Below are 25,264 nucleotides of genomic sequence, written 5' to 3'. Positions count from 1 at the left end.
GGTGATCTCACCGGTGGGCTGCGCTGTCGGCGGTCGCTGTCATGATGGAGGCCATGTGTGCGGATGTGGTGGACGGTCTCGACCCCGAGCAGGCAGCAGCGGTGCTCGCCCCACGCGGGCCGGTCTGTGTACTCGCCGGCGCCGGTACCGGCAAGACCCGCACGATCACCCGCCGCATCGCCCATCTCGTCTCGGCCGGTCACGTCTCCGCGAGCCAAGTCCTCGCCGTCACCTTCACCGCCCGCGCGGCAGGGGAGATGCGTTCCCGCCTACGCGCCCTGGGCATCGGTGGCGACGGTACGCAGGTGCAGGCCCGCACCTTCCACGCCGCTGCGCTGCGGCAGCTGCGGTACTTCTGGCCGCAGGTGGTCGGCGACACACCCTGGCAACTGCTCGATCGCAAGTTCGCGGCGGTCTCGCAGGCGGCGCACCGGTGCGGCTTCCCGACCGACACCGACACCGTGCGCGACCTGCTGTCCGAGATCGAATGGTCCAAGGGCACGCTCGTCGCGCCCGAGGACTACCCCGCCGCGGCCGCCCGCGCCCACCGCACCCCACCGGCCGATCCCGAGCGGGTCGCGCGTGTCTACGAGACGTACGAGCAGCTCAAGACCCGGTCGGGCGACGGGATGTATCTCGACTTCGACGACCTGCTGCTGCACACCGCCGCGGCCCTCGAGGACAACCTCGCGGTGGCCGAGGAGTTCCGCGACCGCTACCGCTGCTTCGTCGTCGACGAGTACCAGGACGTCACGCCGCTGCAGCAGCGCGTGCTCGACGCGTGGCTCGGCGCGCGCGACGACCTCACGGTGGTCGGCGACGCCAACCAGACCATCTACTCGTTCACGGGCGCCACCCCGAAGCACCTGCTCGACTTCTCCCGCCGGTTCCCCGACGCCACGGTCGTGCGCCTCGAACGCGACTACCGCTCCACGCCGGAGGTGGTCGACCTCGCCAACCGCGTGATCGGTGCGGCGCGGGGCCGCATCGCCGGCACCCGGCTCAAGCTCATCGGTCAGCGTCCGTCCGGGCCGGAGCCCACCTTCGCCGAGTTCGACGACGAACCCGCCGAAGCGCAGGCGGTCGCCAAGGCCGTCGCGAAGCTGATGGGCAAGGGGGTCCCGGCGGCCGAGATCGCGGTGCTCTACCGCATCAACGCCCAGTCCGAGGCCTACGAGCAGGCGTTCACGCAGGCGGGTATCCCGTACCAGGTGCGCGGCGGTGAAGGTTTCTTCAACCGCGCGGAGGTCCGGCAGGCGGTCAACGCGCTGCGTCAGGTGGGTACGCGCGACGACCTGCCGGAGGATGCCGGTCGCGGTGCCGGGCTGCGCAGCCTCGTCCGGGCCACCTTGGTGCCGCTGGGCCTGACCGACACCGAACCGGTGGGTGCGCAGGCACGCGAGCGCTGGGCGTCGCTCGTCGCGCTCGTGCAGCTCACCGAGGAACTGCTCGAGCACGAACCCGATCTCGATCTGCAGGGTCTGTTGCGCGATCTCGCGGCCCGTGCCGAGGCGCGCCAGCCACCGACGGTCCAGGGCGTCACCCTCGCGTCGCTGCATGCGGCGAAGGGCCTCGAATGGGACGCCGTCTTCCTCGTCGGACTCACCGACGGCACCCTGCCGATCACTCATGTCACCGGCGACAAGGACACACCGCCCGACGAGGCCGGCATCGAGGAGGAACGGCGGCTGCTCTATGTCGGTGTCACCCGAGCCCGTGTGCACCTGCAACTGTCGTGGGCGTTGTCCCGCACGGCGGGCGGACGTCGGTCGCGGCGACGCTCTCGATTCCTTCACGGGCTCATCCCCGACAGTTCACCCGCGTCGAAGATCGCCGAACCGTCCTCCCCGCGGAAGAAGCGCCCGCAATGCCGCGTCTGTGGCAAGCCGCTCATGGGCACCACCTCGACCATGCTCGGCCGCTGCGAGGGTTGCCCATCCGATCTCGACGAGAATCTGCTGGTCGCGCTCAAGGAATGGCGCCGGGAGCGTTCGAAGGAGATGAAGGTTCCGGCCTACGTCGTCTTCAGCGACAACACCCTCGTCGCGATCGCCGAACAGCAGCCGCGCGACGATCGTGCGCTGGTCGCCATCCCCGGGATCGGGGCGAAGAAGCTCGAGCAGTACGGTGCCGACGTGCTCGCCCTCGTGCGGGGGGAGCACACCGTCGACACCCTCGACCTCTGACGACTACCCGACCGTGTTCATTCGGCGCACAGGCAGAAGTAGTGCCCGGCCGGTCGCGGAACACCCGGAAGGTGCTTTTGTTCGAGCCGTCGTCGGCGCGCAACGCATCGAGCCGAGCCCGAGGACGAGGCGTTCGGCCTCGTCGAGGTCGGGCAGGAGTCTCGTGGTCGCGAGGGACATGCCCTCCGACTTTGGTGCGGGGACGAAGAACGCGGCACGAAACCGCAGGTAGAAAATAACTTGTGCCGATCGTGCTCACGAATCTAGTCTGGATGACGATGTCACGGGAGACGGTCCGTGCGCGACGAGAAAGTGAGGTGGCCCCGATGCTCGGTTTCGATGCTCTTGCAGCGGCAGCGGCCCCTCGTGTCGCTGGGGCCGCCGCTACCACTCGCACCGCCACATCTGTGGCACCCGCAGTGGCAGCCGCGCCGCGTGCACGCCGACGTGTGCACGCCGCCGCCGTCTCGTCCGTGGTCGGAAGTCGATCGGGAACTGTTTCCCGGTAGACCTTTCGTCTCCTCCAGGCCACGGACCCCGCCCAGCGGACCGTGGCCTTTCTCGTTCTCCGGCCGGGTTCGCATCGCATTCCACCGAACCAACGAAGGAGCTCACGTGCCGAGCGAATACCCGTCGAGCCTGCCGAACCGAACGGAAGGAGACGAGATGCGTTGTACCGACATCCTGTCGCGCAGCGACACTTTCGCGGTCTCCCGCAACGACCGCGACCGCGACACCCTGCCGTGCCACGACAACGACCCCGACCTCTGGTTCGCTGAGACCCCGGCCGATCTCGAGTACGCCAAGACGCTGTGTGCGGGCTGCCCGGTGCGTGCCCAGTGTCTCGACGCCGCTCTCGAGCGGGAGGAACCCTGGGGCGTGTGGGGCGGGGAGATCATCGACCGTGGTGTGGTCGTGGCCCGCAAGCGGCCGCGGGGCCGGCCGCGGAAGAATCCGCTGCCCGAACCCCGCAAGGAACTGGTCTGTGCGTGAATACGGTTGCCCGGCTTTGTCACTCCTCGACGAAGCCGGGTAGCCATTCACTGAGGATGCGCATGTACGGTGCCTCGGCGTCGAGCTGAGCGCAGATGCCCACCGAGCCGAGCAGCACCCGGAACACACTCACGTACTCGGGCGGAAGATTCAGCGTCCGAGCCGTCTTGAAGGTCGAACTCGAGAAGTCCGTGGCCGTGCCCGCCACCCGCTGCAGCCATGTGCGGGTGAAGTGGAACGACTCGGTGTGGATCGGGTCGGTGAACGGCCGGAGGTAGTCGGCGATCTCCTCGTCGGTGACCGTGCGGCCGGGCAGGACGAACTTGTTGTCGTAGAGCAGCCGGGTGAGTTCGTCGAAACGTTCCTCGAGGGCGAGTCGGACCATCCGTCCGAGCACCGGCGGGAAGCCGTCGGGCATCGACGCCGTGGCCCCGAAGTCGATGACTCCGAGACGGCCGTCGTCGAGAAGCATGAAATTGCCCGGATGCGGGTCGCTGTGGAGCAGACCGGCGCGCGCGGGCGAACAGAAGTGGAACTCCGCGAGCAGCGCACCGGCCCGGTTGCGCTGCTCCCGCGTGCCACCGCTGATGATCACAGACAGCGGAGTGGCCGAAAGCCATTCGGTCACGACGACTTTCGGGGCGCTCGCGACGACACGCGGGATCACGAACTTCTCGTCGCCGGCGAAGGCCTTCGCGAAGGCTCGCTGGTTGTCGGCCTCGATCCGGTAGTCGAGCTCTTCCTCGGTGCGTGCGGACAACTCGTCGAGCAGCGCACGCACATCGGCACCCGGCATCATCGTGGCGAACAATCCGGCGAACCGGGACAGCGTGCGCATGTCGGCGCGCAGAGCCTCGTCGGCGCCCGGGTACTGGACCTTCACCGCGACCTCGCGTCCGTCCGACCACACGGCCCGGTGCACCTGGCCGATACTGGCCGACGCGACGGGCACGTCGTCGAACGACTCGAAGCGCTCACGCCACTTCGTTCCGAGTTGCTGGTCGAGCACGCGGTGCACGGCTTGGGCGGGCAGTGGAGGGGCCTCCGCCTGCAGTTTGGTGAGCGCCTCCCGATACGGCTCGGCGAACTCCTCCGGGACGGCGGCTTCCATCACGCTCAGGGCCTGGCCGAACTTCATGGCGCCGCCCTTGAGTTCGCCCAACACACTGAACAACTGTTCGGCGGCCTTCGCCGTCATCTCGGCGTCGATCTCCTCCCGATCTCCGCCGGCGAGTCGACGGCCGAAACCGACAGCGGCGCGCCCGGCGATTCCCAGAGGAATGCTCGCGAGCTTGGCAGTGCGGGACGAGCTTCTGCGAGGGATGTCTGGCACGCCCCCCATCATGCCTGACCGACCCGAGCGATGGCCGAGCAGTCGCACCGGGGGTGACGGAACCATCGGCGCGTGACGATGCGGTGGGTTCGCAGGTCCAGTTCGAGTGTGCGGTCGACCGCCGGGGTCACGGACGGATCTGCGGAGAGGAACGCCTCGATCTGGCCGACGGCCATCGCCGCGGTCGCCGACGTCACCGCCCTGCCGGCGTGGCCCTGCCGCCCGTACAGCTGACTCGCCAGTCGCGGCCAGGACGGATCGAGATCGGCCCGCACGAGATCGGCGCAGCGCAGACAACTGCTCCGGCCGGGGAGTACGAACGGGCCGACGATGCCGCGTCCGTCCCTGATCCGCACCGCGAGATGGGGGATACCGGCCCGCACGAGCATGTTCACGAGATGGGGGTCGGGCACCTGCCCGTCGGCGAGGACGACACAGTCGGCCGGGTCCTGCAGTTCGTCACCGGACGACGAGCGCACCCACCGCACATCCCATACCGGGAGATCCTCGACGATCGCCGAAGCGAGCGGACCCGAGCCGTGAACCCGCACCCGCCGCGGTCGCGCCGGACCGTGCGACGCGGGGCCCTGCCGGACCGCACCCGTCGCGGTGAGCTCATCGAGCACCTGCCGGACCCGTCCGGACGGAAGCCCGCGCTCGGCTGCGACGTCCAGCACCTCGTCGATGGTGAGCCGGCCGTCGAGCAGTCGGACGAGAACGCCGAGGTCGAAGCTGTCCATGCCCTGGGGTGGCAGGACGACGGTCGCGGTGCCGGGACCCCAGCCGAGCTGGAGCGAGCCGTCGGACCGCTCGAGCACGGCCAGTTCCGGATCGACCCGGAGAACCGCAGCCTCGGCCGGCGCGGGATTCGTGGTCGTCTCGCGCGATGCGGTGATCATGGAGACAGACTGACAGTATCCGCGCCCGTGGACGGCTCACGAGGAGCAGTTTGTCCACAGGCGCGGGTGCCTCTATCGGGTCGTTCTAGGAGGTGCTGTCGTCCCCGGGCCGGTCCTCGCCGGATCCGTCCTCGGCCGCGCGATCCCGTTCGGCCTGCTCACGTTCCATGGTCGCCTGAAGCTGGGCGATCGGATCCTCGAAGGCTCCGGTGCCACCGCCGATCACACGATCGACGAAGGCCGTCGGGTTGTCGAGATCCGACGAGTCCGGCAGCAGGTCGGGATGCGCCCACACATGGTCGCGGGCCTCGGTGCCGGCGTCGGTGGTGAGGCGTCGCCACAGCGCAGCGGCCTCGCGCACCTTCCGGGGCCGGAGCTCGAGGCCGACGAGCGTAGCGAAGGTCTGCTCGGCCGGTCCGCCCGTGGCGCGGCGACGGCGCAGGGTCTCGGTGAGGGCCGAGGCACCCGGGAGCCGCTCGCCGAGCGCGTCGGCGACGACCGTCTCGACCCAGCCCTCGACGAGCGCGAGCATCGTCTCGAGTCGTTCGAGTGCGGCCTTCTGCTCCGGGGTGGTCTGGGGTTCGAACGCGCCCTGCTTGAGGATTTCCTCGAGCTTGGACGGGTCGGTGAGTGCAGACGGGTCGAGTCCCTGGGCGAGATCCTCGATCGACGACATGTCCATGCGGATGCCGCGTGCGTACTCCTCGACGGTCGCCAGCATCCGCTGACGCAGCCACGGCACGTGGCTGTAGAGGCGCTGATGGGCGGCCTCGCGTGCGGCGAGGAAGACGAGCACCTCCTGAGCGGGCTGCTCGAGTCCTTCACCGAAGCTCTCGACCGCGGCCGGCAGGAGAGCGGCGGTGCCCTCCGGGCCGAGGGGGAGACCGATGTCGGTGGAGGTGAGCACTTCCTTCGACAACTGGCCGAGGGCCTGGCCGAGCTGGGAGCCGAAAGCAACCCCACCCATCTGCGAGAACATCCCGAGCATGGGCCCGGCCATCGCACGGGCCTCCTCGGGTAGACCGTTCAGCATCATGCCGTTGACCTGCTCGGCGATCGGATCGCACAGGCGCTTCCACGTCTCGAGGGTGTTGTCGAGCCAGTCGACGGGCGTCCACGCCACGACCTTCGACGCACCCGCGGGCAGCGTGGTGGCCGCGTCGAGCCACAGTTCCGCGAGGCGCGCGGCGTCCGTCACGGCGTCGGCGGTACGGGGCGAGACCGGGTCGACGGACCCGATCTGCTGACGTGCGAGCTTCGTCGCGATGTCGTAGTTGACCGGACCCGAGCCGCCGCCGGAACCCATGGCGCTGCCCATACCGGCGAGCATCTGGCCGAACTGGCTGAGCATCTGACCGAACTGCGCGGGATCGAAGCCCTGACCGCCGAACGGGTTGTCGCCCCCACCGCTGCCGGGGAGTCCGAATCCGAAGGGCATGCCGCCACCGGCTCCGCCGCTACCGGAACCCTCGTCCTTCCTACGGTCGGGGTCGTCGTCGGGATTCGAGAATCCGAAGGGCGTGTCGCTCATGTATCCAACGGTACAAGGCGTCCAGGGCGGGGACCGGCGTCGTGGTCACGCTCATGGCGAACACGACACGGTCGTGGTGTGAAGGGGGTGGTCGGGCGACCGTTACCCTGGCCGGGTGAATCGTCGCTACGTCCTGCCGCTCGCGCTCGTGCTCCCGATCCTCGTCATCGTGGTCGTGGCGTTCAACGTCCGGGCGCCGTACGTGGCGCTCGGCCCCGGCCCCGTCTTCGACACGCTCGGGGAGATCGAGGGCACCCCGGTCGTCGCGCTCGAGGGGATCGAGGAGGACGAGACCGAGGGCAGTCTGTTCATGACGACCGTCGGGGTCACCGACAATCTCACCCTCGCGCAGACCTTCACCGCCTGGATCAGCGGGCGCTACGGCGTGGCGCCGCGCGAGCAAGTCTACCCGCCCGACCGCAGCAAGGACGAGGTCCAGGCCGTCGACCAGGCGCAGTTCGCCCAGTCGGAGCGGTCCGCCGAACTCGCCGCCCTGCACTATCTCGACCTGCCGGTGACCCTGCGGATCGCCGAGGTGGGCCAGGACGCCCCTGCCGCCGGGTTGCTCGAGGCGGGCGACCGGATCGTCGCCGTCGGCGGCGAGGAGATGCGCACGGCCGGCCAGGTCCAGCGCGCGGTCGGCGACGTGCCGCCCGGTGAGTCGGTGGACGTCACCGTCCGGCGCGGCGATGCCGAGGAGTCGTTCGACGTTCCTGTCGGTTCCCGGCCCGGCGACCCGGACAAGGGCTTCCTGGGCATCGCCACCGAGGAGGTTCCCGAGGTGCCCTTCGAGGTCACCTTCAACCTCGCCGACATCGGCGGACCGTCCGCCGGCCTGATGTTCAGTCTGGCCGTGGTGGACAAGCTCAGCCCGGGCCTGCTCAACGGCGGTCTGGACGTCGCCGGTACCGGCACCATCGACTCGGACGGGATGGTCGGTCCGATCGGCGGGATCACCCACAAGCTCACCGCGGCGTCGGAGGACGGCGCGACCGTCTTCCTGGTGCCCGCCGAGAACTGCGCGGAGGCGCAGAGCGGCGCCCCCGAGGGTGTGCAGCTCGTGAAGGTCGAGACGCTCGAGGGTGCGATCGACGCGCTGGCAGCGATCGCGGACGGACGCGACGCGCCCGCCTGCAGCTGATCCCGCCCGTCGGCAGCCGATCCCGCGCGCCGCACGGGGGCCGGCAGTGCGGTGATCGCCCTCTCAGTAGTCGTCGTCGCTCGCCTCGAGGGTCGCGTACAACGCGGCCACGACGTGCGGGGCGAGGTTGTCGTAGGTCCGCAGTTCAGTGCCCGCGAACGGATCGTCGTCGTCGAGGGGGCGCAACTGAAGGAGCGAGAGTGACGGCCCGTCGCGCAGGACCGCGGAGATGAGGCGGGCGGCGCGTCGTTCCGGGTGACTGTGCGCTGCGAGCCGGGCCGCCTCGTCTGCCGCGTGGGCGTCGGCGAGCAATGGCGTGAAGGCGTCGTCGAGTTCGTTCTCCGCGCTCGGCGGCAGCACGACCACCTCCTGCACGAGAGCGCACCCGGCAACCGATCCGGGCCAGGTGGTCGTGGCGAGGAACTCCTCGAGTGCGGGACTGCCGCCCTCGACGTCGTCGGGGAAAGATTCCTGCGCGATCGGGGTGTACTCGTGTCCCTCGTCGAGCTGGTCGGCGAGGGCGGGTTCGGCGGCTGCGAGAAGCACGGTCGGGACGAGCGCGAACATGACGGGAGGGCGGTCCCAACCCTCCGCATCCGCGAAATCGATGATCTCGTGGACGGCGCGCGCGAGTCCTTGTTCGGAAGGTACGGGAAGACGTTGGTTCACCGGCCTATCCTGGCACCCGTACGCGGGTGTGCGCTGCCGGACCTGCGTCGTGCGACCCCCTGTACGAGGATTCCGTAGAGTGGGGCGAAACGGTCACTCCGTGAGAACGAGGCGTGCTCGCACGCTTTCGTCGAGCGCGAGATGTACAGATGCGGTGCGATCGCGCCGCCGGACGAGTTGGGAGCGTGGCACGTGGGCATGAGGCCCCCGACCGGAGTACCTACATTGTCGAAGCGGAGCAGAGTTCTGCTGATCCTGGCAGTGGTGGCCGCAGTGCTGCTCCTGCTCGGACCACGGTTGGTGGACACCTACACCAACTGGCTCTGGTTCGGCGAGGTCGACTTCCGGGACGTATACGTCAAGGTTCTCCTGACCCGGATCGCACTGTTCCTGGCGGTCGGGTTGTTCATCGGCGGTGTCGTCTGGCTGGCGATGCTGCTCGCCTACCGGTCGCGCCCGGTCTTCGTGCCGACCACCGGACCCAATGATCCGGTGGCGCGCTACCGCACCACCGTGATGACGCGCATGCGCGCCTTCGGGATCGGTATCCCGGTCGTGCTCGGTGTGCTCTCCGGTCTGGTCGCCCAGGCCGGCTGGGTCACCGTCCAGATGTTCTTCAACGGCGGCGACTTCGGCACCACCGATCCGCAGTTCGGTCTCGACGTCGGCTTCTACGCCTTCGCCCTGCCGTTCTACCGCTTCCTGCTCAACTGGTTCTTCGTCGCGATCGTGCTCGGGTTCATCGCGAACCTCGTCACCCACTACATCTTCGGCGGCATCCGCCTCGCCGGTCGCGGGGGAAGCATGTCGACGGCCTCGCGTGTGCAGCTCGCGGTCCTCGCCGGCCTGTTCGTCGCGTTCAAGGCGTTCGCCTACTGGCTCGATCGGTACGAACTGCTGTGGAGCAGCCGCAAGGAACCCACCTTCACCGGCGGTGGCTTCACCGACATCAATGCGGTGTTGCCGGCCAAGCTCATCCTGCTCGCGATCGCCGTCATCTGCGCGATCGCGTTCTTCGCCGCGATCTTCCTGCGCGACCTGCGGATCCCCGCGCTCGCGACGGCGCTGCTCGTGCTCTCGTCGATCCTCGTCGGCGCGGTGTACCCGCTCATGGTCGAGCAGTTCTCGGTGCGCCCGAACGCTGCCGACAAGGAGAGCGAGTACATCGAGCGCAACATCGCCGCGACCCGCGAGGCGTACGGCATCACCGACGACAAGGTGGCGTACGAGGACTACCCGGGTGTGGGCACCACCTCGCCCGAGAACATCCCGGCCGACATCACCACGATCGCGAACGCCCGCCTGCTCGACCCGAACGTGCTTCCCCGCACGTTCACGCAGCAGACGCAGCTGAAGAACTTCTACGGCTACCCCGAGTCGCTCGACATCGACCGGTACGAGCTCGACGGTCGTATGGAGGACTACATCGTCGCGGCGCGTGAGCTCTCGCCGACGAGCCTGACCGGCAACCAGACCGACTGGATCAACCGCCACACCGTGTACACGCACGGCAACGGTCTCGTCGCGGCGCCCGCCAACCGCGTGAACGCCGCCGCGAGTGCCTCGGCGGAGGAGGCCGCCAACAGCAACAGCGGCTATCCCGTCTACTTCGTCAGCGACCTGGCGTCGCTCGCTGCGGAGAACCAGGTCATCCCCGTCGAGCAGCCCCGCATCTACTACGGCGAGGTCATCGCCGAGGCCGATCCGGACTACGCGATCGTCGGCAACAGCGCCGACTCGTCCGGTCCGCGCGAGTACGACACCGACACCGAAAAGTACACCTACACCGGCTCGGGCGGCGTCGACATCGGCAACTGGTTCAACCGGCTCGCCTTCGCCGCGAAGTACGGCGAACGCAACATCCTGTTCTCGAGCGCCATCGGCAGCGACTCGAAGATCCTGTTCAACCGCGACCCGCGTGAGCGCGTGACGAAGGTCGCGCCGTGGCTGACGGCCGACGGCGACGCCTACCCGGCCGCGATCGACGGTCGCATCAAGTGGGTCGTCGACGCGTACACCACGCTCGACTACTACCCGTACGCGCAGCGCGCGTCGCTCGAGGGCCTCGTCGAGGACAGCATCGACCAGAACACCGGCCGGTTGCTGCCCCGCAAGGAGGTCTCGTACATCCGCAACTCGGTGAAGGCGACGGTCGATGCCTACGACGGCACGGTGACGCTCTACCAGGTCGACGATGAGGACCCGGTTCTGAAGGCGTGGATGGGTGTCTTCCCTGATGCGGTGACCCCGCAGGACCAGATCTCCGACGAGCTGCGGGCGCACTTCCGGTACCCGGAGGATCTGTTCAAGGTGCAGCGCGAGATGCTCGCCAAGTACCACGTCGACGACCCGCGCGAGTTCTTCACGAACAATGCGTTCTGGTCGGTGCCGGCGGACCCGACGGTCGACACCAGCGCGAACCAGCCGCCCTACTACCTGCTCATGGGCGATCGCGAGACGGCGGATCCCCGGTTCCGTCTGACCTCGGCGATGGTGGGTTACAACCGGCAGTTCCTGTCGGCGTACATCTCGGTCGAATCCGATCCGGAGAACTACGGGAAGTTCACGATCCTGCAGTTGCCGACGGATACGCAGACCTTCGGTCCGGAGCAGACGCAGAACGCGATGATCTCCGACACCCGAGTGGCTTCGGAACGGACCCTGCTCGAACGGTCCAACCGGATCCAATACGGCAACCTGCTCACCCTGCCCATCGCGGACGGCGGCATCCTGTACGTCCAGCCGATGTACACCGAGCGCAACGCGACGGCGGGTAGCACGTCGACCTTCCCGCAGCTGTCGCGCGTGCTCGTCAGCTACCGGGAGCCGGGTGCCAGCGGTGGCGTCCGGATCGGTTACGCACCGACTCTCGCCGGTGCGCTCGACCAGGTGTTCGGTCCCGGCGTCGGCGACGCGGCCACCGCTCCCGGTGGTGAGGCGCTGCCCACCGCCGAGGTGGAGGACGAGACGCGGGGCGAGGTGATCGAGGGCACCACGGACGAGAACCAGCCTTCCGATCAGCAGCAACAGCAGCCCACCTCGCCGGCGCCGACGACTCCCGCGAATCGCGATGCCGCGGTCGCGGAGCTCGATTCGGCACTCGCGGAGCTGGCCAACGCGCAGACCAGCGGCGATTTCGAAGCCTACGGACGGGCGCTGCGGCGGGTGCAGCAAGCCGTCGATGCCTACGAATCCACTGGCGGCTGAATCCACCGGCGGCTGATCCGGTAACGGAAACCGACACGACGAAGGCCCGCGGTTCGCACCGCGGGCCTTCGTCGTGTTCGCAGAGACGGTCTGCGTCAGCGACCGGCCAGCGTGATATCGACGATCTGCGCGAACTCGGCGCCGAAGCCGTACTGCTGGGCGAGCTGGTTCGCGGTGTCGACGGCCTGGGTGACCTCGGCCGGCAACTCGGGGGCGGCCGGAGCCGCGGGTGCCGGAGCCTCGGGTGCCGGTGCGGGCGCCTCGGGTGCGGCGGGAGCCGGCGCGGATTCGGTTGTCAGGTACTGACCGCAGACGGGCCACGCGCCGGGGCCCTGTGTCTGCAGGACGTTCTCGGCGATACGGATCTGCTCCGCCTTCGAGGCTTGGTCCGCGCGGCCGCTGCCGCCGTTGGCCTCCCAGGTGCTCTGCGAGAACTGCAGGCCGCCGTAGTAGCCGTTGCCGGTGTTGATGGCCCAGTTGCCACCGCTCTCGCACTGGGCGACGCCGTCCCAGTTGTGCTGGGCGGCGGACGCGGTGCCGGTGGCGAGCGCGAACGGAACCGCGGCGAGTGCACCGGTGACGACGGCAGTGCGGAATGCACGCGTGCTGAAGTTGGTCATTCTGTGGAGTCCTTCCCGCGCTCGCGGAGCGCGACGGCCCTCGTCGATCTCGGTCGACGGAGAAATGTCTCCGTCCGGATCGGGGACCACGTCGGTTGCGTCCCTGCCCCTCGGGTCTTCGTAGGCACCGGATCCCGCGGGGCAGACTGGCGGCGACGGGCCGGTGGTGGCTCGGCTGTTTCGAGCCGGGACCGACAGTACAAAGCGCTCCGCGGCGCGTCATCCCCCGCCGGGAGAGGTGTTTGTCCACCTGATGGGATGGGACGATTGAGTCTTCGCAGCTCAGGAAGGTGATAACGAGGGTCGATGCAAGATCGTTACACCGCCGTTATGTGGCGATAGTCATGGCGGAAATGTGAACCGAGACACCTCGGGGTTGCGATTTCGGTTGTCGTCGAGGCCCATCCGCGTCCGACGAGGCGATTTGCATTCCGTTTCCGTGCTCGTGTAAGTTCATTCATGCAACGCGGGGTGGAGCAGCTCGGTAGCTCGCTGGGCTCATAACCCAGAGGTCGCAGGTTCAAATCCTGTCCCCGCTACCACCACGAAGGCCGGTCGTCTCGGACGACCGGCCTTCGTTCGTTCGAGGGGGTCACCCCCGAGCGGTGGTGTACCCCTTCTCGGGATCCTCGGGCAGATCCATCTCCACCAGCACCCGGCGCAGCAGCTTCCCGGTGGCGTTGCGCGGCAGCTCGTCGAGGAAAACCACCTCGCGCGGAACCTTGTACCGGGCGAGATTCGACTTCACGAACGCCTTGATGTCCTCGGCGTTGCGGGAGGAGTCGGGGGAGGGAACCACGAAGGCTCGCAGCCGCTGCCCGAACTCGGGATCGGGGACACCCACCACGGCGGCGTCGAGTATGTCCTCCCGCTCGGCGAGCAGGTTCTCGACCTCGAGTGGATAGACGTTCTCGCCGCCGGAGACGATCATGTCGTCGTCGCGACCGTTGACGAAGAGCAGGCCGTTCTCGTCCCAGTGCCCGATGTCGCCGATCGACAGCAACCCGTCGATGCGTTCCTTGTCGCGACCGTCGGTGTAGCCGGCGAAGGACAGGCCGCTCGAGACGAAGATGCGGCCGGGGACGTGCGGCTCGGTGATGCGGTTGCCGTCGTCGTCGAACAGCACCACCCGACACGTCACGGGAGGGCGACCGGCCGTGCCGGGGGCCTGCCGGATGTCGTCGGGGGTCGCGACCGTCGCGACGGCGCATTCGGTGGAGCCGTACAGGTTGTAGAGCACGTGTCCGAACGCCTCCGTCGTCCGGCGACACACGTCGGGCGAGAGCGACGAACCCGCGGAGAAGACGATCTTCAGGCTCGAGGTGTCGTACTCGGCGATCTTCTCCGGTCCGAGGTCGAGGATCCGCTGCAGCATCGTCGGGACCACCACCAGCACGATCGCTCCGTGCTGCTCGACGAGGCCCAAGGTGTCGACGGGGGAGAAGCGCCGCATCATCACCACGGTCTGACCCAGTGCGAGGGCGAGCGCGAACTGCGAGACGCCGGTGCCGTGGAAGGCCGGGGCGGCCATGAGCATCGTCTGCCCGGGGCGCAGTGGAACCCGATCGAGGAACTGGACCGACGCGAACGGTGACGTGCGGCCGCGCGGCGCGCCCTTCGGGGTGCCGGTGGTGCCGCTGGTGAGCAATACGAATCCACCGAAGACCTCCGGCGCGGGCAGGGACGAGCCGTCCAGCCCTTCGATCGACTGCTCCAGCGTCGGGATGCCGGGGACCTCGTCGTCCGCCCAGGAGACGTACCGGCGCACGTCGTCGGGGAGCGCGGCTGCGACCTCGGCGAATTCGCTGTCGAAGACGAACGTCGAGACCTGTTCGCGCGCTGCGACATCGACGAGTTGCCGCGGCGCGAAACCGGTGTTCATCATCACCAGTCGCACACCGAGCTTGGCGGTGGCGAGCATCGTCAACACGAGACCGCGGTGATTCCGGGCCATGATGCCCATGACCGATCCCGGCTCCACCCCGGCGCGTTGCCACGCACGCACGAGGGCATTGGAGCGGGCCTCGAGTTCCTTGTAGGTGACATCGCCGGCCTCGTCGATCAGGGCGACGGCGTCGAGACCGCGTTCGGCCTGTGCGTGCACGGCGCCGGCGAAGGGGCCGTACTTGTTGGCCGCCATGATCGTCCCGATGCTGTGGTCCACGCGCGGAAAGTGCAGCAGACCTGCGCGATGGAGTACCGCGAGTGATCCGATGGTGTCCTTGACCTGGCCGATCGTGTCGTCGAGCGTGATCCGCCCACTCGTGATCCTGCCGAGAATGTCCTGACCGAGCATCCGTCCCCCTAGCTGTGTGTCGGCGTCAGCACACACAGTAGCCGTGACGTAGCTCACATTCCAGGCAATCTTCCACGGATGATCTTCCTGGAACGGGTAGAGCCCTCGCCGTACCTGCGGCGAGGGCTCTACCCCGATGGATCCTCCGACACGTCCGGTACCGTGCGCAGACACCGGTCCCATCCTTCCGGCGCCCGCGGACGGACCCCATGCCCCGAGCGTTACTTCAGTTCGGAGGACGACTTTCCGAGCACCCGCCGAGCGACGATGAGCTGCTGGATCTGCTGGGTGCCCTCGAAGATGTCGAGAATCTTGGAATCGCGTGCCCACTTCTCGAGCAGCGGCCGCTGCGAATACCCGTAGGTTCCGGCGAGTTCGACGGCCTTGAGCGAGACCGCGGTGCCGGTGCGGCCGGCCTTCGCCTTCGACACCGACGCCTCGAGGGAGTTGGGCTTCTTGTTGTCGGCCATCCACGTCGCGCGCAGCGCGAGCAGGTAGGCGGCCTCCCAGTCGGCCTCGAGCGCGAGGAACTCGGCGGCCGCGGCATGCTGGTTGTTCGCGGGGATGTCGTAGGAGACCTCGACGCCCGCCTCCTTCAGGATCGTGCGCAGTTCCTCGAGTACCGCACGACCGAGACCCACGGCCATGCCGGCCACGATCGGACGCGTGTTGTCGAAGGTCTGCATGACCCCGGCGAACCCCTTCTCGGTGTTCACCTCCGGGGAGCCGAGGATGTTGTCCTTCGGGATGCGGCAGTTGTCGAGCACGAGCACCGCGGTGTCGGATGCCTTGATGCCGAGCTTCTTCTCGAGACGCGCGACCGAGAGTCCGGGAGCCTCGCGCGGCACGACGAACGACTTGATCGCGGCGCGGCCCTTCGACCTGTCGACGGACGCCCACACGACGATGTGCGTGGAACGCTCACCGGCGGTGACGAAGATCTTCTCGCCGTTGAGGACCCACTCGTCGCCGTCGAGCACGGCCGTGGTCGTCACGGCCGCCGAATCGGATCCGAAACCGGGCTCGGTGATTGCCATGGAGGCCCACACCTTGCCGAAGCGTTCGAGCTGTTCGTCGGTGGCCACCGCGGCGATCGCGGAATTGCCCAGGCCCTGGTAGGGGATCGACAGGGTCAGGCCGACGTCGCCCCAGCACGTCTCGATGACATTGAGGAGTCCGGCCATGTTGCCGCCGTTGGCATTTCCGGCGGGGCCGTCCTGCTTGGCCTTGCTGTCGCGGCCGAGCGCGGCACCCGCCGCGCCCTGGCCGGAGTCGTTGAGCCCTTCGACCATCGCGGCCATGGTGTCGAGTTCGATGGGGTACTCGTGCTCGGCGAGGTCGTACTTGCGGGAGATCGGCCGGAAAATCTGCGCGGCGACCTGATGGGCCTGGTTCGCGGAAGCCTTGAGCTTCCGGGGAAGTTCGAGATTGATCATCACAGGTTCCTTGTTCGGGTCGGGCCGATCAGACGAGGACGACGCCCTCGGCGACTCCGATTGCTCGCAGGTCGCGGTACCAACGTTCGACGGGGTGTTCCTTGGTGTAGCCGTGGCCGCCGAGCAGCTGGACGCCGTCGAGGCCGAACTGCATGCCCTTGTCGGTGGCGAGCTTGCGGGCCAGGGCCGCCTCGCGAGCGAACGACAGGCCCTGCTCGGCCCGCGACGCACCGCGCAGGGTGACCAGACGTAGACCGTCGAGCTCGATCTTGATGTTGGCCACCATGAACGCCACCGCCTGCCGGTGGCTGATGGGCTCGCCGAACGCCTCGCGCTCGTTGACGTAGGGGACCACGTAGTCGAGCACGGCCTGACCGGTGCCCATCGCCAGAGCTGCCCAGCCCAGGCGCGACAGGCGCACGGCGTCGGCGTACTGCTCGGCGCGGACGTCGGCGTCGTCGTCGCCGAGACGTGCCGATTCCGGCACCGCGACGTCCTCGAGCAGAAGGCGGCCCAGTCCGGCGGCGCGCAGGCCCATGCCCGGATCGGCCTCGATCACGACGCCCTTGCTCTTCGCCTCGACGAGGAAGAGGGACGGCTTACCGTCGAGTTCGGCTGCCACGACGAACAGTTCGGCGCTGCCCGCCGCCGGGACGAACGACTTCACGCCGTTGAGCCGGTAGCCGCTGGGGGAGCGCACCGCCTTGGTCTGCAACGCGAAGGGATCGAACAGGGCGCGCGGCTCGGCGATGACGACCGACGCCTGGGGGACATCGTCGCCGGCGAAGGCCGGCAGGTAGGTCTTCTGTTGGTCCTCGGTGCCCCACTGTGTGAGCGCCACGGCCACACCGCTCGGCGCGAGGATCGGCAGGGCCAGGCCCATGTCGCCGTGCGCGAGGGCCTCGGCGACCAGCACGTTGGTGACCACGCCGCGCTCGTCGGCGGCGCCGTCGAACGCCTCGGGTACGTTGACCATGGTGATGCCGAGTTCGGCTGCGCGCGCGAGTAGATCGGCCGGGGCCGCGGCGGCCTCGTCGGCGTCGTGCGCGGCGGGGCGCAGGATCTCGGCGGCGAACTCACGCACCGTCTCCGTGATCATCTGCTGATCGTCGGTCGGGGTGAGATCGAAGAAGTCGGCGTTCTTCGCGGTGGTGAGACGCTGCGGGCCGCTCGCGCCGCCGGACATCTTCTTGAAGGTGCGCGTGGCGGCGCCGAGGGTCTTGAAGCCGGTTTTCGTGGACTGGTACGTGATCCGGTCGATCGTCTCGCGGATCTTGTACCGGTCGGCCAGTTCGGAACCCGTGATCCGGGTGAGCACGCGCATGGCAGCACCCATGGCGTCGCGTTTGATCGGATTGAGGCCGACGGCGGACGTGTCGCGAGGCGTGTGGCGGCCCACGCTGTCTTGCTTGCTCATGATCACCAGAAGTCTCTCGATGCGGCAGTGGACACTCCCGATCTTACTTCTGAGTAAGGTCACTGTCTACCGCGCAGTAAGTTCCGCGGTGGACGCGTGTCGCCCAGCATCGTCCGCTGTGTCGCGAGCACGAGTTGACTCTCACACCGTGTGAGGTCGCAGACTCGGCGCCATGGCCGACACCACCAGGTTGATGTCCATCGGAAAGTTCTCGTCCCTGACCCGGATCAGCGTGCGGATGCTGCGGCACTACGACTCGCAGGGAGTGCTGATCCCCGCCGTGGTCGACGAGGTCAGCGGTTACCGCCGATACCTCCCCGAGCAGACCGCCGATGCCGCGCGAGATTCCTCAGCAGACGTACGTCTGCCTCCGCGGCACCGTCGCCGACTACTCGGCCGAAGGTGAACTGTGGCAACGCTTCATGCCCGACCTGCAGGAGCAGGGCATCGTCCCGACCGGACCCGGCGGATGCATCGAACACGACGGCGAGTTCCGTGAGTCGGACGTCGACGAATCGGTGTTCCTGCCGGTGGCGCCGGGAACCACGGCCCGCGAGCCGCTGACGGTCCACGAGTTCCCCTCACGCCGGGCGGTCGTCGCCACCGTGACCGGGCCGTACGCCGAATCGATCCCGCGGGCCCACGAGGCGATCGCCGAATTCCTGACCGAACACGGCCTGTCCGCGGCCCGGGTCGACGACGACGTGGCCACCCACCACTTCAACGTCTACCTCGATGATCCGGGCGTCACGAACGAAGCCGACCTCGAGACCGCTGTGCATCTCCCGGTCCGCTGACGAACCCGGCCCCACGCGTGACCATCCGTGCGTGGGGCCGGCCACTCACTTCAGTCGACCGAGCACCTCGTCGTGCAGCGTGCCGTTGGTCGCGACCGCACTGCCGCCGTGCGGACCGTCCGCACCCTCGAGGTTCGTGAACCGTCCACCTGCCTCGCGCACCAGCACGTCGAGCGCGGCCAGATCCCACAGCGAAACCTCGGGTTCGAGCGCGATCTCGAGGGCGCCCTCGGCGAGCAGGCAGTAGGAGAAGAAGTCGCCGTAGGCGCGCACCCGCCACACGTCGTCGGTCAGGGCGACGAAACGATCACGGATGCCACGCTCGTGCCAGCCGCTCAGGCTCGAAAAGCTCAGCGACGCCGACGCGAGGTCGGTCACCTCCGACACCGAGATGCGCCGGGGCTCGGCACCGTCGTGCGACACCCAGGCGCCGCCGTCCGCGGCCGCCCACCACCGACGGTTCAGTGCCGGGGCGCTGACCACGCCCACGACAGGCACACCGTCCTCGAGGAGCGAGATCAGGCTCGCCCAGACCGGTACGCCACGCACGAAGTTCTTCGTGCCGTCGATCGGATCGACGACCCACTGCCGCCCGCGGAAGACCGCGTCGCCACCGAACTCCTCGCCGAGCACCGCGTCGTCCGGTCGCTGCTCGCCGAGCATCTCGCGGATGGCGCGCTCGACGGCGAGGTCGGCGTCGGAGACCGGACTCAGGTCCGGCTTGTCGTCCACCTTCAGGTCCAGCGCACCGAAGCGGTCGCGGGTGATGGCGTCGGACGCGTCGGCGAGTCGGAGTGCGAGGTCCAGGTCGGCGGTGTAGTCGGTGGTCATGGCGGAAACGCTAGCCGCCGTCGTCCGAGGCCGAGCAGCTTGCCGTCCACTCCGGGGTCGGCGCGGTGCTCGACCCGACCGGGCCCTGCCGTGTCGATCGCTGCCCACGGCGGGCCGGGTCGTCGCTCCGGTAACCTGTTGAATCGTGCATCCCGATGTTTCCGCAGCCCTGACCGAGCTCGACACGACCCTCCGCACCGTGGAATCGGTCCTCGACGTCGAGGAGCTGCGACGGCGCATCGACGAACTCGAACACCAGGCCGCCGACCCCGAGCTGTGGAACGACCAGGACCACGCCCAGAAGGTCACCAGCGAACTGTCGCACGCACAGGGTGAGCTGCGCCGGGTCGAGGGCCTGCGCCAGCGGCTCGAGGATCTCCCGGTTCTGTACGAGCTCGCCGAGGGCGAGGAGGGCGAGGCCCGCACCGCCGCCCTGGCCGACGCCGAGGCCGAACGCGAGAGCCTGCGCGCCGATATCGAGGCGATGGAGGTGCGCACGCTGCTGTCCGGCGAGTACGACCAGCGCGACGCGCTCGTCAACATCCGCGCGGGCGCCGGTGGCGTCGACGCCGCCGACTGGGCCGAGATGCTCATGCGTATGTACATCCGCTGGGCCGACAAGCACGGCTACGGCGTCGAGGTCTACGACACCTCCTACGCGGAAGAGGCCGGCATCAAGTCCGCCACCTTCGCCGTCAAGGCGCCCTACACCTACGGGACCCTGTCGGTCGAGATGGGCACGCACCGTCTCGTCCGCATCAGCCCCTTCGACAACCAGGGCCGCCGCCAGACCTCCTTCGCCGAGGTCGAGGTGCTGCCCGTCGTCGAGACCACCGACCACATCGACATCGACGAGAACGACGTCCGCGTCGACGTCTACCGCTCGTCCGGCCCGGGAGGCCAGTCGGTCAACACCACCGACTCCGCCGTGCGCCTGACGCATATCCCGACCGGCATCGTCGTCACCTGTCAGAACGAGAAGTCGCAGTTGCAGAACAAGGTCGCGGCCATGCGTGTCCTGCAGGCCAAGCTCCTCGAGCGCAAGCGCCAGGAGGAGCGCGCCGAGATGGATGCGCTCAAGGGCGACGGCGGCAGTTCGTGGGGCAACCAGATGCGCTCGTACGTGCTGCATCCCTACCAGATGGTCAAGGACCTGCGCACCGAGTACGAGGTCAACAACCCCTCGGCGGTGCTCGACGGCGACATCGACGGATTCCTCGAATCGGGCATCCGCTGGCGTATGCGAGAAGAGCAGAAATCGTGATCGGAAACAGGAGAGGGGCCTGTGCCGTTTCTTCCCGGAGCTAGACTGCTCGACTGGTTGTCGACGAGCGGGCTGCTGATCGCACTCACGATTCTGGGTGCGGTTCTGATCGCCCGGTTCGTCTCCTGGATCGGCAGCCGCATCACGCGCCGCATCGACGAGCGCTACACGCAGTCCGACGACCTCGTGCGGTCCGAGGCGACGAAGCATCGCCATTCGGTCGCCCAGGTGGTCACGTGGATGGCGATCTCGTTCGTGTACATCGTTGCGACCCTGAAGGTGTTCGACTATCTGCAGCTGCCCATCGGCAGCCTGGTCGCGCCGGCGACCGTGCTCGGCGCGGCGCTCGGCTTCGGTGCCCAGCGCATCGTGCAGGACATCCTCGCGGGGTTCTTCATCATCACCGAACGGCAGTACGGCTTCGGCGACACCGTGCAGATCTCCGTGACCGGTGCGTCCGAGGACGCGATCGGCACCGTCGAGGACGTCACGTTGCGCGTCACCCGGGTGCGTAGCACGGCGGGTGAGGTCATCACCGTCCCCAACGGGCAGATCAACAAGGCCGTCAACCTGTCGAAGGACTGGGCGCGCGCCGTGGTGGACGTGCCGATCCCGGTGACCGCCGACATCGCCGACGTCACCGAGATGCTGCGCGAACTGGGTGTCGCCGCATACAAGGACCCCCGCCTGCGGGAGCTGTTGCTCGACGAACCGAGTGTGATGGGTGTCGAGAGCCTCGAGGTGGATCAGCTCAGCGTCCGCATGGTCGCGCGCACGCTGCCCGGCAAGCAGTTCCAGGTGGGCCGTCTGCTGCGTGCGCGGATCGCGCGAGCACTGCGTGAACGGGGCATCACCGTCACGCCCCAGCTCGACACCGCCAGCGTGGTCGATCGAGTGGAGGCACAGTGACACCGGGTGGAGGGACGTCGGGTGGGGGCGCGGCCACCGAGCCGGAGGAGAAGCACCGCAGGCGCATCCCGTCGCACCTCCTCGGTGGGCGGATCAGGACCACGACCTTCGCGTTGTGCACCCTGTGGCTTGCGCTGTGGGTGACCTACCTGTTCCTCAACCCGCCCGAGGACACCCCCGATGCGCCGTCGACCGCCGTGATCATCTCCGAGACGCCCTACGTGCCGTACGTGCCGCCGGCGACCACGGCCCCGCAGGAGAAGTCCGTGCCGGAGACCACCGACACGCCCTATCCGCCGACGACCTCGTCGACCTTCCCGCCGACGACGGCGACCGGCGTGCCGGGCAGGGAACAGGGCGGGACGCCGCCGCAGGATGCCACGACGACTGCGCCCCCCACCACGACGAACAGGCAGTTCCCGTTCGACCTGCCCACGATCCCGGACTGAACGACCAGCAGGATCCGACGGTGACCGAGGACACCGACGCTCCGTCGTCGTAGAGCACCGACGAGCCGGTGCCGTAGGTCACCGTCCGGTAACGGTTAGCATGTCCACGTGATCCGGCTGGAGAATGTGTCCAAGTCCTACAAGACGTCCACGCGTCCCGCGCTCGAAGGGGTCTCGGTGCACGTCGAGAAGGGTGAGTTCGTCTTTCTCATCGGTCCCTCCGGATCCGGGAAGTCGACCTTCCTCCGGTTGCTCCTGCGAGAGGAGAAGCCCACCACCGGCGACATCCACGTGGCCGATTTCCACGTCAACCGGCTGCCGGCGCGTCGCGTACCGAAGCTGCGCCAGAATCTCGGATGCGTCTTCCAGGACTTCCGGTTGCTCCAGCGCAAGACGGTCGCCGAGAACATCTCGTTCGCTCTCGAGGTGATCGGTAAGCCGCGCGGAGTGATCGAACGGACGGTGCCGGAGGTTCTCGAGCTGGTGGGACTGTCCGGCAAAGCCGACCGGTTGCCCGCCGAACTGTCCGGCGGCGAGCAGCAGCGTGTCGCGATCGCGCGTGCGTTCGTCAACCGGCCGCTCGTGCTGATGGCCGACGAACCGACCGGCAACCTCGACCCCGAGACCAGCCAGGACATCATGCTGTTGCTCGAACGCATCAACCGCACGGGCACGACGGTGCTCATGGCGACCCACGACCACCACATCGTCGACTCGATGCGGCGACGGGTCGTCGAACTCGATCTCGGACGCGTCGTGCGCGACGAGGCACGCGGCGTCTACGGCGTCGGCCGCTAGATCCCGTCACCCGAGCATCCCCACCAGGCAACCGAAGGAATCCCACCCGATGCGTGCCAGCTTCCTGTTCAGCGAGGTCACCACCGGCCTGCGCCGCAACCTCACCATGACCATCGCGATGATCCTCACCACGGCGATCTCCCTCGCGCTGTTCGGTGCGGGGCTGCTCGTGGTCCAGATGGCGGGCAAGACGGAACGGATCTTCCTCGACCGGGTCGAGGTGCAGGTGTTCCTGACCGAGGACATCTCCTCGCTCGATCCGGAGTGCGAGCAGGATCTCTGCTCCACCCTGCGCAGCGACCTCGAGAGCACCGACGACGTGGTGTCGGTCCAGTACCTGAGCCGCGACGACGCCGTCCTCGACGCCACCGATCGTGTCTTCGCCGATCAGCCCGAACTCGCCGAACTCGTGAGTGCCGACAGCTTCCCTGCCTCCTTCAAGATCAAGATGTCCGATCCGGATCGATTCGCGGCGATCCAGGACGATTTCGGTACCCGGCCCGGCGTCGACAGCGTGCTCAACCAGCAGGATCTCGTCGAGCGTCTGTTCGGCGTGCTCGGCGGCATCCGCAACGGCGCGTTCGCCATCGCCACGATCCAGGCGATCGCGGCCGTGCTTCTGATCGCGAACATGGTGCAGATCGCGGCCTTCACCCGCCGCACCGAGGTCGGCATCATGCGGCTGGTCGGCGCGACTCGCTGGTACACGCAGCTGCCCTTCCTCCTCGAAGCGGTGATCGCCGCGATCGTGGGTGCCGCACTCGCCATCGGCGGACTCTTCGTCGCCAAGAGCATGTTCGTCGACGACATGCTCACCGAGGTCTACGACGCGAACATCGTCGCCCGCATCACCGACAGCGACATCCTTCTGGTCTCGCCGTTCCTGGTCCTCGTGGGCGTGGGAATGGCCGCTCTCACCTCGTATGTGACCTTGCGTCTGTACGTGCGTGAATAAGGTGTCGTGCGAGGTTCCTATGCTGGACGGTGTTCTGTTCGATCGATCGTGGACCGGAAAGGCCTGCACGTGAAGGAAAAGGGCCGGAAGGTCATCGCGACCAACCGGAAGGCGCGCCACAACTACACCATCCTCGACACCTACGAGGCGGGCATCGCCCTCGTCGGTACCGAGGTCAAGAGCCTGCGGGAGGGAAAGGCCTCCCTGGTGGACGCATTCGCGACCGTCGACGACGGCGAGGTGTGGTTGCGGGGTCTGCACATTCCGGAATACGGGCACGGCACGTGGACCAACCACGCTCCGCGCCGCACCCGCAAGCTGCTGCTGCACCGTCGCGAGATCGACGCGCTCGTCGGCAAGACCCGGGAGGGCAACCAGACCCTCGTGCCGCTGTCGATGTACTTCTCCGACGGCAAGGTCAAGGTCGAGCTCGCGCTCGCCAAGGGCAAGCAGGACTACGACAAGCGTCAGGATCTCGCCCGCCGGACCGCCGAACGTGAGGTGACCCGCGAGCTCGGCCGGCGAGTGAAGGGCATGAGCCGCTGATCGCGGTCGCGCTCGCGCTCCTCGCGGCGGTCGGGTACGGCCTCAGCGATTTCGCCGGGGGTGCCGCCTCCCGTCGCGCGAGCGCACTCGGCGTCGTCGCCGTCACCTACCCGGCTTCGCTCGTCGTGTCCCTGATCGCCGCGTCGATCGTCGGCGGCGACCTCACCGCGGCGTCCCTCGCGTGGGGTGCCGCAGCGGGCGTGGCCGGCGGCATCGCCGTCTGGTGGTTCTACCTCGCACTGGCGAACGGGCCGATGTCGGTCGTCTCACCGGTCACCGCTGTCGTCGTGGCCGGAATCCCCGTGCTGTTCGGGATCGCGACGGGGGACCGGCCCGGTCTTCTCGCCTATCTCGGCATCGTCGTCGCGGTGATCGCGGTGGGGCTGGTCAGCCGCGAATCCGACGAGACCGTCACCGGTGTCGGACACCCGCGCTTCACGTCGAGGATCGCGTGGTGGACGGTCGGATCGGGCATCGCCTTCGCGTTGTCGTTCATCGGCCTCGGTCAGGTCGGCACCGGCACCGGCCTGTGGCCGCTCGCCGCCTCCCGCGCGACCGCCACCCTCGTGGTCTGGCTGGTGATCGCCTTCTCGTGGCGCACCGTGGTGTGGCCGATCCGGTCGCTCCTGCCGATCCTGATCGGGATCGGCGTGATCGACGTGATCGCGAACGGTGCACTGCTGTTCGCCTACCAGCACGGCCTGCTGTCGCTGGTGAGCGTGATCGCGGCGCTGTATCCGGCGGTGACGGTGCTACTCGCCGTCATCGTGCTCGGAGAGCGCGTGAGCCGGGTGAAACTGCTCGGCCTGCTCGCAGCCGGACTGGCCGTCGCACTCGTCAGCCTGCCCGGCTGATCCGGGGTGGGGTGGGAAGAACACGAATCCTGGAGGCGCTGGACCCGGCATCGTGGAAAGCGCGTCACCGGACGGAGCGCTACGGGTGACACCCGGCGACGCCGGACTCGGGTCACCCCGACCCGGTTCCGTT

Annotated in this window: 22 protein-coding genes and 1 tRNA gene; 14 read left to right on the top strand and 9 right to left on the bottom strand. The window is 68.2% G+C overall.

What is annotated here, in order from left to right:
• Positions 1 to 44 precede the first annotated feature (44 nt).
• Both IM25_RS21645 and IM25_RS21640 read left to right on the top strand, forming a co-directional pair.
• Complete coding sequence (locus IM25_RS21645; RefSeq protein ID WP_197481798.1) at positions 45 to 2,186, top strand: ATP-dependent DNA helicase UvrD2; 2,142 nt, start codon at positions 45 to 47, stop codon at positions 2,184 to 2,186.
• 666 nt (positions 2,187 to 2,852) lie between these two features.
• Positions 2,853 to 3,179 carry a WhiB family transcriptional regulator gene (locus IM25_RS21640; RefSeq protein ID WP_228044579.1) on the top strand — a complete coding sequence of 109 codons (327 nt, stop codon included), beginning with the start codon at positions 2,853 to 2,855 and terminating at the stop codon, positions 3,177 to 3,179.
• A gap of 19 nt (positions 3,180 to 3,198) precedes the next feature.
• Here the strand turns inward: IM25_RS21640 and IM25_RS21635 are convergent, their stop codons facing one another.
• The 3 genes from IM25_RS21635 to IM25_RS21625 all read right to left on the bottom strand — a co-directional run bounded on the left by IM25_RS21635 (position 3,199) and on the right by IM25_RS21625 (position 6,942).
• On the bottom strand, positions 3,199 to 4,524 hold the full coding sequence (locus IM25_RS21635; RefSeq protein WP_033097113.1) for an ABC1 kinase family protein: 1,326 nt from the start codon (positions 4,522 to 4,524) through the stop codon (positions 3,199 to 3,201).
• On the bottom strand, positions 4,521 to 5,411 hold the full coding sequence (locus IM25_RS21630; RefSeq protein ID WP_065996399.1) for a hypothetical protein: 891 nt from the start codon (positions 5,409 to 5,411) through the stop codon (positions 4,521 to 4,523). Before IM25_RS21630 ends, IM25_RS21635 begins: the two co-directional genes overlap by 4 nt.
• A gap of 85 nt (positions 5,412 to 5,496) precedes the next feature.
• Positions 5,497 to 6,942 (bottom strand): zinc-dependent metalloprotease, encoded by a 1,446-nt coding sequence (locus IM25_RS21625; protein WP_024101466.1) that lies wholly within the window; start codon positions 6,940 to 6,942, stop codon positions 5,497 to 5,499.
• A gap of 115 nt (positions 6,943 to 7,057) precedes the next feature.
• On the opposite strand from IM25_RS21625, the gene IM25_RS21620 reads away from it, so the two are divergent.
• Positions 7,058 to 8,083 carry a YlbL family protein gene (locus tag IM25_RS21620; protein WP_006550272.1) on the top strand — a complete coding sequence of 342 codons (1,026 nt, stop codon included), beginning with the start codon at positions 7,058 to 7,060 and terminating at the stop codon, positions 8,081 to 8,083.
• Positions 8,084 to 8,146: 63 nt separating this feature from the next.
• Here the strand turns inward: IM25_RS21620 and IM25_RS21615 are convergent, their stop codons facing one another.
• The gene (locus IM25_RS21615; protein ID WP_006550273.1) at positions 8,147 to 8,752 is read right to left on the bottom strand and encodes a PPA1309 family protein; all 606 of its coding nucleotides are present in this window, start codon (positions 8,750 to 8,752) and stop codon (positions 8,147 to 8,149) included.
• A 192-nt stretch (positions 8,753 to 8,944) separates the two neighbouring features.
• On the opposite strand from IM25_RS21615, the gene IM25_RS21610 reads away from it, so the two are divergent.
• The gene (locus IM25_RS21610; protein WP_198162517.1) at positions 8,945 to 11,959 is read left to right on the top strand and encodes a UPF0182 family protein; all 3,015 of its coding nucleotides are present in this window, start codon (positions 8,945 to 8,947) and stop codon (positions 11,957 to 11,959) included.
• Between the two features lie 95 nt (positions 11,960 to 12,054).
• Here IM25_RS21610 and IM25_RS21605 read toward each other — a convergent pair whose 3' ends face one another.
• Positions 12,055 to 12,579, bottom strand: coding sequence for a transglycosylase family protein (locus IM25_RS21605; protein WP_033097209.1), 525 nt, complete (start codon positions 12,577 to 12,579; stop codon positions 12,055 to 12,057).
• A gap of 465 nt (positions 12,580 to 13,044) precedes the next feature.
• On the opposite strand from IM25_RS21605, the gene IM25_RS21600 reads away from it, so the two are divergent.
• Positions 13,045 to 13,121, top strand: a tRNA-Met gene (locus IM25_RS21600).
• Positions 13,122 to 13,171: 50 nt separating this feature from the next.
• On the opposite strand, the gene IM25_RS21595 is transcribed toward IM25_RS21600, so the two are convergent.
• The 3 genes from IM25_RS21595 to IM25_RS21585 form a co-directional block, all read right to left on the bottom strand.
• Positions 13,172 to 14,875 carry an acyl-CoA synthetase gene (locus IM25_RS21595; protein ID WP_052040031.1) on the bottom strand — a complete coding sequence of 568 codons (1,704 nt, stop codon included), beginning with the start codon at positions 14,873 to 14,875 and terminating at the stop codon, positions 13,172 to 13,174.
• Between the two features lie 221 nt (positions 14,876 to 15,096).
• Entirely contained in the window at positions 15,097 to 16,311 is a 1,215-nt protein-coding gene (locus tag IM25_RS21590; RefSeq protein WP_019288456.1) for an acyl-CoA dehydrogenase family protein, read from the bottom strand.
• Positions 16,312 to 16,339: 28 nt separating this feature from the next.
• On the bottom strand, positions 16,340 to 17,734 hold the full coding sequence (locus IM25_RS21585; protein WP_019288455.1) for an acyl-CoA dehydrogenase family protein: 1,395 nt from the start codon (positions 17,732 to 17,734) through the stop codon (positions 16,340 to 16,342).
• Between the two features lie 166 nt (positions 17,735 to 17,900).
• Here IM25_RS21585 and IM25_RS27070 point away from each other — a divergent pair, with 166 nt between their 5' ends.
• Together IM25_RS27070 and IM25_RS21580 are read left to right on the top strand one after the other, a co-directional pair.
• A complete protein-coding gene (locus IM25_RS27070; RefSeq protein ID WP_231912117.1) occupies positions 17,901 to 18,134 on the top strand; it encodes a MerR family DNA-binding transcriptional regulator in 234 nt (77 codons plus the stop codon).
• Positions 18,061 to 18,525 (top strand): GyrI-like domain-containing protein, encoded by a 465-nt coding sequence (locus IM25_RS21580; protein WP_052040032.1) that lies wholly within the window; start codon positions 18,061 to 18,063, stop codon positions 18,523 to 18,525. The genes IM25_RS27070 and IM25_RS21580 overlap by 74 nt, the downstream gene beginning before the upstream one ends.
• A 45-nt stretch (positions 18,526 to 18,570) precedes the next feature.
• On the opposite strand, the gene hisN is transcribed toward IM25_RS21580, so the two are convergent.
• Complete coding sequence (hisN, locus tag IM25_RS21575; RefSeq protein WP_006550344.1) at positions 18,571 to 19,356, bottom strand: histidinol-phosphatase; 786 nt, start codon at positions 19,354 to 19,356, stop codon at positions 18,571 to 18,573.
• A gap of 145 nt (positions 19,357 to 19,501) precedes the next feature.
• On the opposite strand from hisN, the gene prfB reads away from it, so the two are divergent.
• The 7 genes from prfB (at position 19,502) to IM25_RS21540 (ending at position 25,131) form a co-directional block, all read left to right on the top strand.
• On the top strand, positions 19,502 to 20,620 hold the full coding sequence (prfB, locus tag IM25_RS21570) for a peptide chain release factor 2 (RefSeq protein ID WP_006550345.1): 1,119 nt from the start codon (positions 19,502 to 19,504) through the stop codon (positions 20,618 to 20,620).
• A 21-nt stretch (positions 20,621 to 20,641) separates the two neighbouring features.
• Positions 20,642 to 21,529, top strand: coding sequence for a mechanosensitive ion channel family protein (locus IM25_RS21565; RefSeq protein WP_232333366.1), 888 nt, complete (start codon positions 20,642 to 20,644; stop codon positions 21,527 to 21,529).
• Positions 21,526 to 21,978 (top strand): hypothetical protein, encoded by a 453-nt coding sequence (locus IM25_RS21560; RefSeq protein ID WP_033097115.1) that lies wholly within the window; start codon positions 21,526 to 21,528, stop codon positions 21,976 to 21,978. The genes IM25_RS21565 and IM25_RS21560 overlap by 4 nt, the downstream gene beginning before the upstream one ends.
• 108 nt (positions 21,979 to 22,086) lie before the next feature.
• Positions 22,087 to 22,776 carry a cell division ATP-binding protein FtsE gene (gene ftsE, locus IM25_RS21555; RefSeq protein ID WP_033097116.1) on the top strand — a complete coding sequence of 230 codons (690 nt, stop codon included), beginning with the start codon at positions 22,087 to 22,089 and terminating at the stop codon, positions 22,774 to 22,776.
• Positions 22,777 to 22,825: 49 nt separating this feature from the next.
• Positions 22,826 to 23,731, top strand: coding sequence for a permease-like cell division protein FtsX (gene ftsX, locus IM25_RS21550; protein ID WP_006550352.1), 906 nt, complete (start codon positions 22,826 to 22,828; stop codon positions 23,729 to 23,731).
• Between the two features lie 69 nt (positions 23,732 to 23,800).
• A complete protein-coding gene (gene smpB, locus IM25_RS21545; protein ID WP_024101458.1) occupies positions 23,801 to 24,277 on the top strand; it encodes an SsrA-binding protein SmpB in 477 nt (158 codons plus the stop codon).
• Positions 24,274 to 25,131: a DMT family transporter gene (locus tag IM25_RS21540; protein WP_051121498.1), complete on the top strand. Its 858-nt coding sequence runs from the start codon at positions 24,274 to 24,276 to the stop codon at positions 25,129 to 25,131. Before smpB ends, IM25_RS21540 begins: the two co-directional genes overlap by 4 nt.
• Positions 25,132 to 25,264 lie beyond the last annotated feature (133 nt).

The sequence above is a fragment of the Rhodococcus sp. p52 genome, from assembly GCF_000763325.2.
Classification (GTDB): domain Bacteria; phylum Actinomycetota; class Actinomycetes; order Mycobacteriales; family Mycobacteriaceae; genus Rhodococcus; species Rhodococcus pyridinivorans.
This window is presented reverse-complemented; position numbering and strand designations above follow the sequence as displayed.